This is a genomic window from Flavobacteriales bacterium, assembly GCA_020635395.1.
In the GTDB taxonomy this organism is placed as follows: Bacteria; Bacteroidota; Bacteroidia; order NS11-12g; family UBA9320; genus UBA987.
The window spans coordinates 45,491-61,593 of record JACJZV010000005.1 but is presented as its reverse complement, the minus strand read 5'-3'; the positions used below and the strand labels follow the sequence as shown (position 1 = coordinate 61,593).

15 protein-coding genes are annotated in these 16,103 nt (G+C 36.9%); 10 read left to right on the top strand and 5 right to left on the bottom strand.

Features of this window, described 5'->3' with window-relative positions:
- Positions 1–10: 10 nt before the first annotated feature.
- Entirely contained in the window at positions 11–814 is an 804-nt protein-coding gene (locus H6607_12835) for a glycosyltransferase family 2 protein (GenBank protein ID MCB9263252.1), read from the bottom strand.
- Between the two features lie 42 nt (positions 815–856).
- On the opposite strand from H6607_12835, the gene H6607_12830 reads away from it, so the two are divergent.
- Both H6607_12830 and H6607_12825 read left to right on the top strand, forming a co-directional pair.
- Positions 857–1,852, top strand: a complete 996-nt coding sequence (locus H6607_12830; GenBank protein MCB9263251.1) for a hypothetical protein — start codon at positions 857–859, stop codon at positions 1,850–1,852.
- Between the two features lie 18 nt (positions 1,853–1,870).
- On the top strand, positions 1,871–2,737 hold the full coding sequence (locus H6607_12825) for a glycosyltransferase (GenBank protein MCB9263250.1): 867 nt from the start codon (positions 1,871–1,873) through the stop codon (positions 2,735–2,737).
- 52 nt (positions 2,738–2,789) lie between these two features.
- Here H6607_12825 and H6607_12820 read toward each other — a convergent pair whose 3' ends face one another.
- Positions 2,790–7,760 carry a hypothetical protein gene (locus H6607_12820; GenBank protein ID MCB9263249.1) on the bottom strand — a complete coding sequence of 1,657 codons (4,971 nt, stop codon included), beginning with the start codon at positions 7,758–7,760 and terminating at the stop codon, positions 2,790–2,792.
- 180 nt (positions 7,761–7,940) lie between these two features.
- On the opposite strand from H6607_12820, the gene H6607_12815 reads away from it, so the two are divergent.
- The 8 genes from H6607_12815 to H6607_12780 all read left to right on the top strand — a co-directional run bounded on the left by H6607_12815 (position 7,941) and on the right by H6607_12780 (position 14,915).
- Positions 7,941–8,633 (top strand): CoA transferase subunit A, encoded by a 693-nt coding sequence (locus H6607_12815; protein MCB9263248.1) that lies wholly within the window; start codon positions 7,941–7,943, stop codon positions 8,631–8,633.
- Positions 8,630–9,376 carry a class I SAM-dependent methyltransferase gene (locus H6607_12810; protein MCB9263247.1) on the top strand — a complete coding sequence of 249 codons (747 nt, stop codon included), beginning with the start codon at positions 8,630–8,632 and terminating at the stop codon, positions 9,374–9,376. Before H6607_12815 ends, H6607_12810 begins: the two co-directional genes overlap by 4 nt.
- Before the next feature lie 6 nt (positions 9,377–9,382).
- Positions 9,383–10,036 carry a CoA transferase subunit B gene (locus H6607_12805; protein MCB9263246.1) on the top strand — a complete coding sequence of 218 codons (654 nt, stop codon included), beginning with the start codon at positions 9,383–9,385 and terminating at the stop codon, positions 10,034–10,036.
- A gap of 329 nt (positions 10,037–10,365) precedes the next feature.
- Complete coding sequence (locus H6607_12800; protein MCB9263245.1) at positions 10,366–11,289, top strand: malate dehydrogenase; 924 nt, start codon at positions 10,366–10,368, stop codon at positions 11,287–11,289.
- An 8-nt stretch (positions 11,290–11,297) separates the two neighbouring features.
- On the top strand, positions 11,298–12,452 hold the full coding sequence (glf, locus tag H6607_12795) for a UDP-galactopyranose mutase (protein MCB9263244.1): 1,155 nt from the start codon (positions 11,298–11,300) through the stop codon (positions 12,450–12,452).
- Positions 12,453–12,523: 71 nt separating this feature from the next.
- Positions 12,524–12,787 carry a helix-turn-helix transcriptional regulator gene (locus H6607_12790; protein MCB9263243.1) on the top strand — a complete coding sequence of 88 codons (264 nt, stop codon included), beginning with the start codon at positions 12,524–12,526 and terminating at the stop codon, positions 12,785–12,787.
- Position 12,788: 1 nt separating this feature from the next.
- A complete protein-coding gene (locus tag H6607_12785; protein ID MCB9263242.1) occupies positions 12,789–14,057 on the top strand; it encodes a type II toxin-antitoxin system HipA family toxin in 1,269 nt (422 codons plus the stop codon).
- A gap of 6 nt (positions 14,058–14,063) precedes the next feature.
- Positions 14,064–14,915 carry a DMT family transporter gene (locus H6607_12780; GenBank protein MCB9263241.1) on the top strand — a complete coding sequence of 284 codons (852 nt, stop codon included), beginning with the start codon at positions 14,064–14,066 and terminating at the stop codon, positions 14,913–14,915.
- 31 nt (positions 14,916–14,946) lie between these two features.
- Here H6607_12780 and rplT read toward each other — a convergent pair whose 3' ends face one another.
- The 3 genes from rplT to H6607_12765 all read right to left on the bottom strand — a co-directional run bounded on the left by rplT (position 14,947) and on the right by H6607_12765 (position 16,089).
- Complete coding sequence (rplT, locus tag H6607_12775) at positions 14,947–15,291, bottom strand: 50S ribosomal protein L20 (protein ID MCB9263240.1); 345 nt, start codon at positions 15,289–15,291, stop codon at positions 14,947–14,949.
- A gap of 72 nt (positions 15,292–15,363) precedes the next feature.
- Positions 15,364–15,564 carry a 50S ribosomal protein L35 gene (rpmI, locus tag H6607_12770; GenBank protein ID MCB9263239.1) on the bottom strand — a complete coding sequence of 67 codons (201 nt, stop codon included), beginning with the start codon at positions 15,562–15,564 and terminating at the stop codon, positions 15,364–15,366.
- 12 nt (positions 15,565–15,576) lie between these two features.
- Positions 15,577–16,089: a translation initiation factor IF-3 gene (locus H6607_12765; protein MCB9263238.1), complete on the bottom strand. Its 513-nt coding sequence runs from the start codon at positions 16,087–16,089 to the stop codon at positions 15,577–15,579.
- Positions 16,090–16,103 lie beyond the last annotated feature (14 nt).

Below are 16,103 nucleotides of genomic sequence, written 5' to 3'. Positions count from 1 at the left end.
TTCAGTTAATCTAAATCAAACATTTCACATAATTCAAGGAGTACTTAAATATTGATTTAACATATAGAAATGAGTATTTAATCCCTAATTGTTTGAAAATAAGAGTGTTGACATTAATCTGTTTTAGAAAAATTTGAAATCTTGAAAAGCGATGAGAAATGTTGGTTTGATGAAATCGATAGTTCGAAACAATGCTGGGTTCGTATTTCAATAGCTTATTTTTTGAGAGAAATACATAAAGAATTTTGTCATTGCTAATGGTCTCTCTCATGTTGTCCTTCATGTTCGCAATTTCATTTTTTTCAAACATAAATGTACTTGTTTGAAACGGCGGGTAGCCCCATAAATCTTTATTTGTGAAGGTTTTGTCTTCTTTTAGGTTGTACCATTTTTGTTCAATTTTATTCCCCTCTTCATCCACAAACTGGCAACCACCGCCGATACCTGAGTAATTGGGATTGTTTCTCAAAAACTGCCATTGGTATTCCAATTTGTTGATATCTGTCCAATAATCATCCGCCTCTAAGTATGCGATGTATTTGCCGGTACAAAAACTGAGGCCTTTTTTCATATTTAAAAAGCAGCCGAGGTTTTTTGGGTTCTGGATAAGTTGTATGTCAACAAATTTAGGACGATGCGACTTGATTAATTTTGTTGCAAATTCGAAACTCATGTCCGTCGAACAATCGTCCATAAATACCAATTGAAGTGTTGCTTCAGTTTGTTGATTAAACACACCGAGCAGGCAATCGTCTAAAAACTTTTCGGCGTTGTAGCAAAGTATTAAAATGCTTATGTCGATGTTTGTACTCACAATGGTGCAATATAGCATTGATAACTTAATTGAAAATGCCTCATGAATGCATTTAATAAAATTTATGTTTTATGTCCAAAGGCATTGGTGACTGGAGGAACGGAGGCTTTGCACCAATTAGTTGATGCCATTAATCGGCACGGTGGGCAGGCTTTTATAGTTTATTATGCAGGTCAAAAAATCGGGGTAAGGAATTTTGTACCACTCAAATTTAGACATTACAAAATTAGAGTTTTGAGAAATATTGATGACATAGCCCGTAATGCAGTAGTAGCTCCTGAAATTGACATTGAATTCCTGTCTCTTTACAAAAAAGCTTCAAAATATATTTGGTGGTTGAGTGTGGATTATGGGAGCAAAATTGACCCCAATTGGTTTAAAATGGATGATGTAACTCATTTGTATCAAAGTTATTATGCCAAAGAATTCTTAGTTAAAAAAGGTGTAACTAATTTGAAGAGTCTTTCCGATTATGTCGTGAATTATCCCATAACACAAATGAATAAAAAGAAGGAAATTATTGCAATTTGCACAAGCAAATTGGATAAAAGGTATGAGGAGGTAATCGAAAAAATTGAAGCTGAATTTGAAACAGTATCCATTAAATCCTTGAGTAGAATTGGCCTTTCAAAGTTATTTAATAAATCGTGTGTAATTGTCGATTTTGGGATGCATCCAGGCAAGGATAGGTTAATTAGAGAAGCAACGCTTATGAATAACTTTGTAATTGTTTCCCAAAATGGTGCGTGTAATAATGTCGTGGATGTGCCGATTGATAATGATTCCAAAATTTCCGCTACCAATTCAGATGTGATAAATTTGATAAGAAATCTGATAAGTTCGGATTTTGAGTTTTCTAATGGCAGATATAAGAAAAAAGTGAAGAACGAGAAATTCGTTTTTTTTAAGGAGGTTCGTGAATGTTTCCATTTACCCGAATGTGATAGAAAAGTAACTTTGGTTGGTCTTCGTTTTCAAATATTCAGCCTAATGGAACATATAATTATCAAATTGGGAATGGGTAAATACCTAAGATAAAGTTTTATTTTGCCCAAGATGATTCATTTTGTTATCGTTTCATATTGCTCATGGAAGGAGTTAAAACCACTTGTTGAGCAAGTGCAGATGTCAGGTTTGCAAGATTTTACCCTTCATGTTTGGGATAATTTGGGAGATGCAAATATTAGAGAAGGGGTAAAAGAAGTTGCTAACACAATCTATTATAAATCAAAAAATGTTGGCTATGGTAATGGGTTTAACAATGTTATTAGCCAAATAACTTTGGCCGAAAATGATTTGTTTTTTGTGTGTAATGATGATGTGGTTTTAAACCAAAAAACCATTGGAGAAATGTTGAAGGCATTTGAAGATTTAAAGCGAAATGCTAATAAAACTGGCGTTATCTCACCAAGATTTTTGACTGATGTTGGTGTTGAACAAACTATGTTTTATGACAATTTAATAAAGAGCGAAAATGGTTTTTGGAAAACTGATTTTACACCTGCCGCACTATGGTTAGTGGACTACTCCTTTTTTAAAGAGGTTGGGGGTTTTTTACCTGATTTTTTTATGTACGGCGAGGATAAAGAGCTTTGCTTTCGAGCCAGAAATTTAGGATTTCAAAATTTTGTTGCGGCCAGAGCCACTGTAAATCACGAGTTTAAATATCCACCGTCTAATTTTAAAATTTGGGTGGAAACGGAAAGAAATCACATTGCAGCTCATTTCCTAAATTTAAACAAACCGAAAGTATCTGCAACGGGATTTGTTATTTCAGGTTTGGCAACCTCAATCTATCGATTCGACATTCGGCGATTTGGGGCAATAATTTTGGGTATGGTTGGATTTTTTGGCATGTTTTCAAAGTTTCGAAAACTGAGAAAATCACTCCAAAAAAGGACCGAATTCAGGTTTTTGAAATAAGGTAACCTAATGTTGCCCAAAGGCATACACATTTTTAACTTCCAATAAATGTTTACCTCGCCAAATAAATCTTACCGAAACCGTTTACAAACAGATTGTCGGCAGATGTCTGGGCTTGTTCTATCGGTTTTCCATCAGAAAATACTTCAGCCTTATACAAATACACCCCATTCGCCAATCGGTCGCCATAATCATCGGTGCCGTCCCAGCAATATTCAGTCAAATTATTTCCAATGCGAATTGCCCCCAATTCGTATTCATCAATTTGTTTAACCAATCTGCCCGAAATGGTGTAAATATTAATCCGAACTTTCTCGGGTATTTCACTCCCGGTACAAGTAAAAACAAACTTGGTGCATGTTGTAAATGGGTTTGGATATGGAAATAAATTGGTAACTGTTTGTTTGTTTATGACCTGAAAATCAATGATATAGGGTGGTGTTTGCGAACCGTTTCCGGTTTTATCCTCAAGTTTTACAGATAATGTATAAATACCATCCGGCAATTGATTTGTTTGATAATTTACGGTTGCTCTTTCTCCGGCTGAGGTAGCAGGAATAAAACTATACCACGGGTCATTTGGCAAAATGTTTCTGAAACTATCCTCGCCTGGATATTTGATTTTTACGTTAAACAAAGCCGGATCGTCAATGAATAAATATTCATTTTCATCCTTTCCTGAGATAGAAATCAACGTGTTTGCACTCACCAAATCACGATTAAGTATGTGAATGGCATCAAAAGTCACGTCCAACAATGGATTCTTGTTATCAGTTTCAACAAAGAATCTTTTGTAATACAAGTTATTGGTGTAGTTATCTTCCAAAACCCTTTGATTATAGTTGGCAGTAACAAAGAGTTGGTATTCGCCAGCCAAATCAAGCGATTCAAGTGTATCGGCAAGAGCAATGGATTTGCCGGGCAAAATTGAATCCAAGTTTAGCGTGTCAATATCTATGCTATAACCTGACTTGTGAACGAGTTTTACCAAGGCCTTGCAGGTATCAAAGTTAACCGCAGAAATGTTCTTAAATCGCGTATCAAACCAAAGTTGACCGCCCCGCTGAATAGTGTCAGCGGAAATTTCGTCTTTTTCATCTAATGCTATAACCCCTTCTGTAACTCCAGTGTAATATACTGTCCATCGGTCGATGTTGAGTGGGGTATATTCAAGACTGTCGGAAAGTGTAAATTTGAGTTTAATAAAAGGGTATTTTTTACTATCGATGGATGAGATGTCGAATGTCATCGTAGAAATTTTATCGAACAATATATTTTCTTTATTCAGTTCGTCTATTCCAATAACTGCATAGTTAAATGTGTCCTCATCGGAATCAGCCTTTTTCCAAGCTAATTCAACCGAACTCCATGATGAAGAAGGGCCAATTTTTTCAGTTGTAATTTGGCCTTTAGGAACCTTAATTTTTAAAGGCCACACTACTTGGTAATTTTGATTGATTGGTGGGTTTATGGTGTTGGAATAATCCCCATATTTTTCCAAGGCATTTTCTGGTTTACCCTTTGTTCCAAAAAGGGCAAAAGGTTCGCTCTCTTTAATAGTTCTTAAATTATAAATTCCAAAACGTTCGAGCTCAATAAAAATAGAATCTTCCCAATCTTCAATGCCTGTTATTCGGTTGTTGTGCATCATAAAATTGTATCCATCAGGAATCGATCTCAAGTAGTTTAAGAAAGAGTCCCTATCGGATTTATTTTGGGTGTTGAAAAGGTAAACATTAGTGTATGCATTGGGTTCATAATATTTTTTTTGATTTTCTTGTGGGTTAGCTCCCCAATATGGTTTTGGATCCTCATCAGGATATTTTAAGTTGTGCTGAACGCCGTATAACCATCTTTGCTCATTGTTAGGGTGAAGTGCTACAACATGAACACCGTTCGGCACATAATTGTAAATGATATCTATTTCTCCTGCAATCCTAAAATAATTCCAATTGAACCCTGACGTAGGATATTGGCCGTTGGTTTCGATGCTGTATTCGTTTGCAAGTTTATCGCTAAAATACCAAGTCTCTTTCAAACTATCAGAAATGATAAAATTCAAGTAAATATTTTGCAAATTTACCCAATGTTGCTCACTCCAACCATTTGGTTTTCCAAACAAGTAGGCAAAAGAACTTGAGCTCCAGTCGCTGTAAACGGTGTCGGTCTTGGTGCGTATTCGGTAAAAAAAGTCTTTTCCGCTGAATGGTGGCATTGCAGCAGTATATTCAATCAAATTTTTATCGGTCGTAAAACTAAACTGACTAAGTCCGTTTCCAACAAACGTGGGTGTTGTATCCAATTGAATTTCGATGTTTACTATGCTTCTTTTTTGGTTGGCTATTTGAAACACAAATTCAACATTTGACGTATTGACTATACTGTTTAGTTTTGGGTAAATCAATAAGGGTTTTTGCAACTCAAATAAGTTTTCGAAGGAATATGAGTTGTTGGTTTCACCAAAAGGCGGGGTTTCTGATATGGCATTAGTGGAATCGATAAGTATAGTGAATTTTACTAAACCCGAAAAAAAATCAGATTTATCAATGGTTATTATTTCGTTTTTTTCGTAGTCAGGTATCGGAAACTTACCCTCAAAAAACTTGTCTGTCTTTGTACTATTTTGGGCAAAAATGGATACTGAAATACTGTCTCGACTTGTTTTTCCAATGTTTACTAAATCAAAACTAACACGAATATCCTCAACAGCACTAAAATCGGTAATAATTTTTCCGTTGCGGGCTATCAAATCGGGCTGTTCGGGTAGCCTTAATTTAATGGCAGGGTCACCCTGATAAATCAACTGTCGTGCATTTATGAGATTTACCTTGTCATTAGGGTTTTGGTATCGGTTTATAGTTGACTGAATTATTTTACCGAGGGTTTGTTCATATTGGTTTCTCAGCAATTCTTCATGCAAAATTTGGGTATAGGTTCTTAAAGGATCTGTAAAGCCAAACCCGGTTCCGGCCACCCAAGTAATCGCCCCAAAATTTGGTTCAAAAAGGTAGGCTTCTCCTTTTGAATTATCTACATAACAATTGCCCAATGCACAACCATTAAATACAAAAAATGGATATTTGGCATAATTGTTTAGGTCTTTTGCATCGCCAATTTCTACTTCCAACACTTGCGATGAACCATGCCCAAAATAGTTAAATATTCCTGCTCCGGAGTCGATAGAAGCCTGAATGTCGTCAATTAAACTACCGCTCACACTTACAGCCTCATTTTTACTAAAAACAGTACGATAAGCACCCAAAAAGCTATCTTTGGCCACATTGAAATATCCATTTAAATAACCACCATAGGTTGCGTTTTGCGTAGCATCTTTACCACCAATTACTTGGATAATGTGTTTTTTCCATTCACCATTTGGTTCCACCTCGTGTGCTTTTACCTTGTCTAAATATATTCGAACTTCGGCATCATTTTTGGCCGCCACGCGGCCAATGGGCACTCTAATTTGTGCCGTAGAACCATCCAAAGAACTTACAAACATATAATCGGTTGGAGGTAGCCCCAAAGTGGGTATCAAATCCCAATTGTTTTTTTTGTTCGCATCTTTACGAATGTTGTTGTGTACTTGGCCTTTGCCTAAAATTAGAATGTGTTCAATAGGTATATTCAATTGGTCGAGAATATAATCAATACTGTTTTTTACTGCCATTGGGTGATGATAGCCATAATAAAATTGGTCGTACAACTTGTCAGCATAAATGGTCATTACCTGATGGCCACCACCTGATACACTTTGTCTATAATCGGCATATTCCTGAGCGGATATTTTTAGGGCAGAGTTAGTAATTATCAAGTAGTTGGCTGTGGTGGTGGGCAATGACGTGAAGTTTATGGGTTTTAAACTGCTGATGGTTTTAATGTCCGATAAATCAAAGATTATTAGTTCTTTTTGATTATTGTTTTGGGTGTTAAACTGCAATTGACTTCCGCTTAAATCGCCTTTTATCCGGAAACCGTTGGTAGCATCATAAATGGTTGGCAGAGTTTTGCCCGAGGCGTAATTGTCAAATTTGAAAAAAGTATTGCTACTTGCTTGAAAGTTCAAAAAGCTATCATTAGCTAAGTCAAATTTACGGTTATACGATAATCGCAAGAAAGGAACGGAGTGATATGAGTTTGGTCGTTGGGTGGCATCTTTTTCTCCGATAAAAAGAGTTGTAATATCTTTCATTTGGTTAGCCCCAATTTTCAACTCACCGTTGGTGAGTGGTATGGTTTGGTAGCCAGCAAACTCTTTGGTATAAATAAAATTTGTTTGATTCTCCAATGCAATTCCTAAACCATGATTTGAACCCTGATAGGATTCTTTGGGATTATTTCGGGCAATGGCGATAGTTTGTAGTTCGGCATCCAAACCAGCCAAAAATGGTGCGGGAGTATTAAGGGTATATTGCTTTAGCCAATTGCTGTTTGAACTCACATAACCCTCACCGGCGGTGTATTCGCTAAATGTTTGTTCTGGCACGTTGGCATTGGGCGTTCCATCATATAAATCTTCGAAAAACCATTTTACAGAAGTCCATCTAAAATAAGTATCAGCCGTTTTTCCGGTGTAGTTTCCATCATAAAAATCCTTTAAATGTTTTGTGGAGTTGGAATTTTTCCAGGTCAAAAAATAAACAGAAGTATCGGTATAAAGACTAACATAAGGGTTTGTGTGTTCCTCGGGAGTTCGGTATAGTACTTCATCCAACGAACCATCGTTTCGGGTGCCATAAAACTCTATAAAATCAGTACCATCAAATGAATTATCCGATTCTCCCGAAACATAAATCCACTGTTCTATTCCATTTTTAAAAACCTGAAAGTTCTTAGGATTAATGGCCGATACCGGAATGCCTGCATTAACCAAATCTGCTTGATTGATGCGATAAACCCCATCTTGTGTTATTTCAAATTTGAAATATTGTTGACTGTAATTTATCCATTCATTGCCATACGTTTGACCGATAGCGTGAATGGTAAATAAACTAAAAAATAGGGTAATTAAACACTTTTTCATCTTCTATTTGTAGATTAGGACATCAAAAATAACTTATTAGTTTCAAATAGCTTAAAAATCAGCAAAAAAGGATGTCTATTTTTATAGAAAAATGATGGTTTTTGGGGTTTGAGAATTTTATTCCAATTTATGGACAGGTATGTTTCTTATTTTTGCCGTCCACAAAGATAAAAAATTGTAATGAACAAAGTGGTTTCAAACGCCGATGAGGCGATACAAAACATTACGGATAACATGACCTTGATGCTCGGTGGTTTTGGATTATGTGGTATTCCGGAAAACTGCATTTCTGCATTAGTTAAAAAAGGTGTTAAGGGATTGACATGTATTTCAAACAATGCCGGAGTTGATGATTTTGGCATTGGATTGATGCTTAAAGGTAAACAAGTTAAAAAAATGATAAGCTCGTATGTGGGTGAAAATGAGGAGTTTGAGAGGCAATTGTTGACAGGCGAGTTGGAGGTTGATTTGATTCCACAGGGTACCTTGGCCGAGCGATGCCGTGCTGCCGGGGCAGGTATTCCGGCCTTTTTTACACCGGCTGGCCATGGCACAGAAGTGGCGGAAGGAAAAGAAACAAGAGAATTTAATGGGAAAATGTACTTGTTGGAACACGCCTTTGATGCCGATTTTGCTATTGTTAAAGCCTGGAAAGGCGACACCGATGGAAACCTAATTTTTAAAGCTACCGCAAGAAATTTTAACCCCATGATGGCCATGGCCGGAAAGTTTACTATTGCCGAAGTGGAAGAACTGGTGCAACCCGGCGAACTTGAACCCAATTTTATTCATGTACCCGGCATTTTTGTAAATGCCATTTTTCAGGGTGTGAATTATGAGAAAAGGATTGAGCAAAGGACGGTAAGGGGATGATTGAAGTCTTAAAAGATATTGGTTTTATAATTAAAGATTCAATACCAAAGAAGTTCAATTCTTGTGCAAACTTTAACAATTCAAAATTACTTGAGTCTGTCAATGAAAACTCAAACTTATTGGAATTGGAGGAGTTCATCAGTAAATTAGGTCTTTGTTCAGATTTGCCAAAAGTTTTCCCAAATAATATGCAGCAATTTTTGGGAATTGGGTATCAAATTTGGCAATATCCTCACCAATTGGCTAAATTAATGGAATTTGCAAAATTAAATAACGTTCAATCATATCTTGAACTGGGGGTTTATCATGGTGGTACTTTTGTTGCTATGACGAGCTATCTTAAAAAATCTTTAGGAAGAAATATATCTGCCGTTGCAGTTGATATAGCTAGTAATAAACCTTTAGAAACATATATAAAACAAAACGGGTTCGAATTTAAGAAAATGCCAAGTTATTCTCGACGGTTTGTCCGATTCCTAAAAGGTAAGCAGTTTGATATGGTTTTGATAGATGCAAATCACAGTTTTGAAAGTGTTATGAATGACTTTTTAATTTTAAAGAATCACGCAAGAATAATGGCATTTCATGATATTGTTGATGCCAATTGCCCTGGTGTGGTTAAATTTTGGAAGTGGTTGAAAAACTCTGGAGATTATCATACTATCGAATATATCGATCAGTATCCTGAAATTGAGCTCAAAAATCAAAAATATCTTGGCATTGGTGTGGTTACCAGAAAATAAAAAATTATGTTAGACAAAAACGGAATTGCAAAGCGAATAGCAAAAGAATTAAAAGACGGATATTACGTAAATTTGGGCATTGGAGTGCCAACCTTGGTGGCCAATTATATTCCCAAGGGAATGACCGTTACACTTCAGTCAGAAAATGGTTTGCTGGGTATGGGGCCTTTTCCAACAGAGGCCGAGGTAGATGCCGATTTGATAAATGCCGGAAAACAGACGGTTACCACATTGCCAGGATCGGCTTTTTTCGATTCGGCCACAAGTTTTGGTATGATACGCAGCGGGAGGGTTGATTTGACAGTGCTTGGAGCAATGGAAGTGAATGACCGCGGCGATATTGCAAACTGGAAAATCCCAGGCAAAATGGTAAAAGGTATGGGCGGAGCCATGGATTTGGTGGCTTCTGCCAAGAATATTATTGTGGCAATGATGCACACCAACAAGGCAGGAGAATCTAAATTACTTAAAGAATTGACACTTCCGGTAACAGGTTTGGGTTGTGTAAAAAAAGTGGTGACAGATTTGTGTGTGATGGACATTACCGAAAGAGGTTTTGAATTGAAAGAACTTGCCCCTGGTGTTACCGTGGAAATGGTGCGAAAGGCGACAGACGGAAGGCTGATTGTGGAAGGCGATATTCCGGTTATGGAGGGGTAAATAATTTAATTGGTTCATTTGTAGTTTTGCTGGCTTGGTTACAAAAAAATGAATGATGTAGGAAAGTTTTGCAGAGTATTTTTGAAAATAAATATTTCTGAAAATACCTGATTAACTCATTAAGTTTCGACGTACTTTTAATCACGAGGCAGTTGTCTATTGTGTCCGTCATGCAGAGGCTTGCCACTGCGTCACTTTTAATTTAAGAGATGCTTCGCTTTGCTCTGCATGACGGGTAGCTCGTTATTTAATCCGATAACTATCAGTACTTACATCTCAAATCTAAATTCTACCTTTGCCGACAAATTAGAAAAGTAAAAAAATAAAATATGAAAGTTACAGTTGTTGGTGCCGGTGCGGTGGGAGCGAGTTGTGCCGAGTACATTGCCATTAAAGATTTTGCAGACGAAGTAGTTTTGGTTGACATCAAAGAAGGTTTTGCCGAGGGTAAGGCTATGGATTTGATGCAGACTTCATCATTAAATGGGTTTGATACAAAAATTGTTGGAATAACAAATGATTATTCAAAAACCGCAAATAGCGACGTGGCCGTAATTACCAGCGGAATTGCCAGAAAACCGGGTATGACACGCGAGGAGCTTTTAGGAATTAATGCCGGAATTGTAAAATCAGTTACCGAAAACCTGTTGAAATATTCTCCAAACACCATCATTATTGTGGTGAGCAACCCAATGGATACTATGACTTATTTAGTTCACAAATCAAGCAATATTGCTAAAAATAGAATTATCGGAATGGGTGGAGCATTAGATTCTGCCCGTTTTAAATATAGATTGGCCGAGGCGTTGGGCTGCCCAACATCGGATGTGGATGGCATGGTTATAGGCGGACATAGCGACACAGGTATGGTGCCTTTGATTGAAAAGGCCACACGAAACAGTATAAATGTTTCTGAATTTTTGGATGCCGACCGAATGCAGAAAATTGTGGAAGATACCAAAGTGGGCGGTGCCACTTTGACTGCCTTGCTTGGCACTAGTGCATGGTATGCTCCGGGAGCGGCCGTATCTGAATTAGTTAGAGCAATTGCTCTTGATTCTAAAAAAATGTTCGCTTGTTCGGCATTGGTTGAGGGTGAATATGGTTTGAACGACCTGTGTATTGGTGTGCCATGTATTATTGGTAAAAATGGCATCGAGGAGATTGTTGAAATTTCGTTGAGCGGCAGCGAAAAAGACAAAATGACCGAAAGTGCTGAAGGGGTTCGAGGCACGAATGCTTTGTTGAATTAGTGTTTTGAATGAGAGCGATTTTGGCTTCGCCAAAATCGCTCTCATTTTTATATTTTATCCAAAACTTGTCGCTCAACTACGATTATATCATTGTTGGTGCAGGGCTTTTCGGGGCCACATTTGCCCGACTTGCCTCTGATGCTGGCAAAAAATGTTTGGTAATTGACAAACGAAACCATATTGCCGGAAATGCTTTTACTCAAAACATGCAAGGTATCGTGGTGCATCAATACGGAGCTCATATTTTTCATACCAACCACAAACCTATCTGGGATTTTGTAAACCGTTTCGCCAAATTCAATGATTATCGGCATTTAGTAAAAGTTTCATACCAAAATCAACTGTATTCTTTTCCCATAAATCAAATTACTTTTAGGCAATTGTTTGGTTTTTCTGATGCCAAAACAATTGAGAAATATTTGGTTAAAAATACTGAAAGGCCAATAGATGACTCACTTGAATCGTTTGCCAAAAGCCAAGTTGGAGAAAAGCTATTTGAAATTTTCATTAAAGGCTATACAGAAAAGCAATGGGGGAGAAGCTGTGCGGAATTGCCGAGTTCCATTTTAAAACGAATTCCTGTTAGAAGCAATAGTGATGAGTACTATTTTGACGACGATTTTCAGGGCATACCAATCGGAGGTTATACAAAAATGGTTGAAAAAATGCTTGATGGAATTGATGTTCAGTTGAATACGGATTTTTTTTCAATCAAAAACTGGTGCGAAACCAATGCACATAAAATAGTTTACACTGGGCCAATTGATGCTTTTTTTGACAATCAATTTGGCGAACTTGAATACAGAAGTTTGAGGTTTGAAATTCAAATTTTACAGCAAAAACAGTTTCAGGAAGTGGCAGTTATAAATTATTCGGATGCCCAAATTCCATTTACGCGTATTATTGAACACAAACATTTCGAGAAATCAAACGCAGATAGAACAGTTGTTACGAAAGAGTTTCCGCAAAAATGGGATATAGGTAAAGAACCATTTTACCCCATTAATGATAAAGAAAACAATACCCGATATGCCAAATACAAAACGTTGGCTGAAAAGAAAAGTAAATATGTTTTTGGCGGTCGTTTGGCCGAATACAGATATTATGATATGCACCAGGTAATTGCCTCGGCAATGAAGAAGTTTGAAAAGTCGAAAAAGTAATAATATGCAATTTTTTTTACATATTATAATATGCTTTTTGTAAAATATTGATTATACTTGCATAGTATAATATGTTGGAGGTTGTTTCAATTAGGGATGTAAAAGTGCAACTTGGGAATCTCGTAAAAAAATTACGAAAGAAGGAGGGCTTATCGCAAGTGGAATTGGCCGATTTATTAGGTCTTTCACGCATTACGGTTCAAAACCTCGAATCCGGACAAAATTTTACGATAGATACTCTTTTAAAAGTTGTGCATCATTTCAATTTATTGGAAGAACTTAATCGAACAATCAACCAAAAAATAAACGATACCAGTATAAACCCACTTTACTAACATGGTAAAAAACAACATTATTAGTGTATATTGTTTCGGGAAGGAAATTGGAAAAGTGGGATTGGACGAAAACCTGAACAGGTCTTATTTTCAATATGATCCGACATTTATTGTCGAAAATAAACGCTTAAATCTTTTCCCGCAAACGGGCATTATAAAACCCATTTCGCAAGTTCAGGTTTTTAGTAAATTTAATGATGATGTTTTTAAAGGATTGCCTCCCCAAATTGCCGATTCTCTTCCCGATTCATTCGGAAATATCATTTTTAAAACTTGGTTAGAGTCCCAACAGAAAGGGTTGAAAAGAATAAATGTATTGCAACAATTGGCCTATATCGGTAATAGAGGTATGGGGGCATTAGAGTATAAACCCTGCCTTGATTTTCCATCAAACTCTACAATTGATGTTAAAGAAATAGCTGAAGTTTTAAAGCAAGTATTGACCAACAAACAAAATACGCTCAACCCCAAACTTGATACGCAAGGGTTAATTAATATTTTTAAAATGGGAACTTCGGTTGGCGGTGCTCGGCCAAAAATTTTAATTTCGGAACATAAAGTAACTGGAAAAATAATTCCGGGCGACATCAATTATTCGGATAACTATCGACACCTTATCGTAAAATTGGATTTGGATGAAGTGGCTTATCCCAGAGAGCTAATCGAATATTGTTACTATTTAACGGCACTTGAATGTGGAATTAGAATGATGCCATCAAAAATGATTGACAATAAGCATTTTGCAACTGAACGTTTTGATAGAAATAACGGCAAAAAAATTCATACGCTCACAGCAACCGGACTCACAGGGTGGAGCTACAAAAATTCGGAAGTATCGAGCTACGAAAACCTTTTTGAACTCGCCTTATTTCTGAAAATCCCTTATACAGAAATACAAGAACTATTTACAAGAATGATTTTTAATATTGTTTTTGGCAATAGCGATGATCATTTGAAAAATCACTCATTTATTTATGATTTAGAAACCGACAAATGGCATTTGTCTCCGGCCTATGATTTGACGTATTCCCTTAATCCGATGATGAATTATACGCATGTCAGTAGAGCATTATCCGTAAATTCAAAGAGAATAGATATTCGGCTATCAGATGTAATGATAACTGCGGAAAAATATACAATAAAAAATCCTACTGGAATTATTGCCAAAGTGCAGACTGCTATCGAGGTTTTGGAAAAATCAATGCACGAGAACAACATCCCCATCCAAATTATTAAAAGTATCAAGTCAGATTTTACTATCCTCAATTAAAAGCCGATGACCTACGGAATTAAAATGATGATTTGGGCAGGGTTGACTTTTGCCTTTATGAATGTATTCATCAAACTGACACCTGGCATTCCGTCATCAGAAATTGTATTTTTTCGTGCCATCATTTCCCTCATTTTGTCGGCAGTGATTTTAAAACGGAAGCGTATGTCGTTTTGGGGAAATAATCGTAAAGTTTTAATACTTAGAGGGTTGTTTGGCACCATGGCGTTGGTCATGTTCTTTTATTCGTTGCATAAATTGCCGTTGGCCGCGGCAATGGTGGTTCATTATTTGTCGCCTATTTTTACCGCAGTTATTGCTCATTTTTATTTGCGAGAAAAGCTCAAATGGGTTCAAGTGTTGTTTTTTAGTATCAGTTTTGCCGGCATTTTGTTGATGAAACAAGTGGATGAAAGATTGCAATGGTTTCCAGTTTTGGCAGGTGTGGGAGGTGCACTTTTTAGCGGGGCAGCTTACAATTGCATCCGAAAATTAAAATTTACCGAAAATAGTAATGTCATTATTTTCTACTTCCCTTTTTTGGCTGTTCCTATTACCTTAGCTATTGTGCTTATTACCGGAAACTGGGTTTGGCCATCGGTAAAAGAGTATGGTTACCTAGTTATTATTGGAGTTCTTACCCAAATTGCCCAACATTTTCTTACGAAGGCTTATCAGTCAGAAATGGCGAACAAAGTAGCCGCCGTTTCTAATCTGGGTGTAATATATGGCCTTGTTCTTGGCTATCTAATTTTCAATGATGTTTTTAACGTATGGTCTATTTTAGGAATGGCATTGGTGGTAATTGGTGTAGTTTTAAACCTATATTTCGACAAACAAAAAAGCCCCAAAATCTAAGATTTTGGGGCGATAAAATTTGTTGATATTTTTACTTTACAGCTTTAACCACAGCGGCAAAAGCTTCTGGATGATTCATAGCTAAATCAGCCAAAACTTTACGATTAAGTTCAAGCCCCTTGGCGTTGGCCGCTCCCATAAATTGAGAATAACTCATACCGTTAATTCTTGTTCCGGCATTGATACGCTGAATCCACAAGGCTCTAAAACTTCTCTTTTTCGCTTTTCGGTCGCGGTAGGCGTAGCCCCACCCTTTCTCGATGGTGTTTTTGGCTACTGTCCAAACATTTTTTCTTCTGCCAAAAAATCCTTTGGCATGCTTCATCATTTTTTTTCTTCGCCGTCTTGCGGCTACAACATTTACTGAACGTGGCATAAACTTATAATTTGTTGGCCGAGGCGTTTCTTTTTACGAAAACTTTTGCCAGACCAATTTGTTAAACATTAATTACTTACCGATTCTTAGCAAGAATTTTACATTGTTTTCATCTCGCTCGTGCACCAAACCACTATACGTTAAATTACGCTTTTGTTTAGTACTTTTTTTCGTCAAAATGTGACGTTTGAAAGCTCTCTTTCTCTTAATCTTGCCCGAGCCGGTCAAAGAAAAACGCTTCTTTGCACTCGAGTTTGTTTTCATTTTAGGCATCTCTATTTAAAATTACTTTTTAGGTGCTAACATTATAATCATTTTCTTTCCCTCCATTTTGGGCAATTGCTCAAGTTTTGCCACTTCCTGAAGTTGTTCGGCAAATTGCAATAACAACAACTCACCACGCTCTTTATGCACAATGGTTCGGCCTCTAAAAAATACATAAGCCCTAACCTTATTGCCTTCTTGCAGAAATTTTTCTGCATGTTTTCTTTTAAATTCTACATCATGGTCATCGGTGTTTGGGCCAAAACGAATTTCTTTGACCACGGTTTTCACCTGTTTAGATTTGATTTCTTTTTGTTTCTTTTTTTGTTCGTATAAAAATTTGTTGTAGTCGAGAATTTTGCACACAGGAGGCTGAGCATTTGGCGAGATTTCAACCAAATCAAGCTCTTCTTCTTCGGCCATTTTTAAAGCCGCAGCCAAGCCAACTATTTGTGGCTCCCCGTCTCCTACAAGCCGAATGGGGTCGGCTTTGATGTGTTCATTAATTCGATGCTCGGCCTCTTTTCTCCGAATCGGACCTTTTGCTC

What these genes read in the sequence shown, in the direction of transcription:
- H6607_12810 (MCB9263247.1), top strand. Translation starts at nt 8,630, where the DNA reads ATGATTGAAGTCTTAAAAGATATTGGTTTTATAATTAAAGATTCAATA.
- rpmI (MCB9263239.1), bottom strand. Translation starts at nt 15,564, where the DNA reads ATGCCTAAAATGAAAACAAACTCGAGTGCAAAGAAGCGTTTTTCTTTG.
- H6607_12830 (MCB9263251.1), top strand. Translation starts at nt 857, where the DNA reads ATGAATGCATTTAATAAAATTTATGTTTTATGTCCAAAGGCATTGGTG.
- H6607_12790 (MCB9263243.1), top strand. Translation starts at nt 12,524, where the DNA reads ATGTTGGAGGTTGTTTCAATTAGGGATGTAAAAGTGCAACTTGGGAAT.
- H6607_12780 (MCB9263241.1), top strand. Translation starts at nt 14,064, where the DNA reads ATGACCTACGGAATTAAAATGATGATTTGGGCAGGGTTGACTTTTGCC.
- H6607_12820 (MCB9263249.1), bottom strand. Translation starts at nt 7,760, where the DNA reads ATGAAAAAGTGTTTAATTACCCTATTTTTTAGTTTATTTACCATTCAC.
- H6607_12785 (MCB9263242.1), top strand. Translation starts at nt 12,789, where the DNA reads ATGGTAAAAAACAACATTATTAGTGTATATTGTTTCGGGAAGGAAATT.
- H6607_12800 (MCB9263245.1), top strand. Translation starts at nt 10,366, where the DNA reads ATGAAAGTTACAGTTGTTGGTGCCGGTGCGGTGGGAGCGAGTTGTGCC.
- H6607_12825 (MCB9263250.1), top strand. Translation starts at nt 1,871, where the DNA reads ATGATTCATTTTGTTATCGTTTCATATTGCTCATGGAAGGAGTTAAAA.
- glf (MCB9263244.1), top strand. Translation starts at nt 11,298, where the DNA reads ATGAGAGCGATTTTGGCTTCGCCAAAATCGCTCTCATTTTTATATTTT.
- H6607_12805 (MCB9263246.1), top strand. Translation starts at nt 9,383, where the DNA reads ATGTTAGACAAAAACGGAATTGCAAAGCGAATAGCAAAAGAATTAAAA.
- H6607_12815 (MCB9263248.1), top strand. Translation starts at nt 7,941, where the DNA reads ATGAACAAAGTGGTTTCAAACGCCGATGAGGCGATACAAAACATTACG.
- rplT (MCB9263240.1), bottom strand. Translation starts at nt 15,291, where the DNA reads ATGCCACGTTCAGTAAATGTTGTAGCCGCAAGACGGCGAAGAAAAAAA.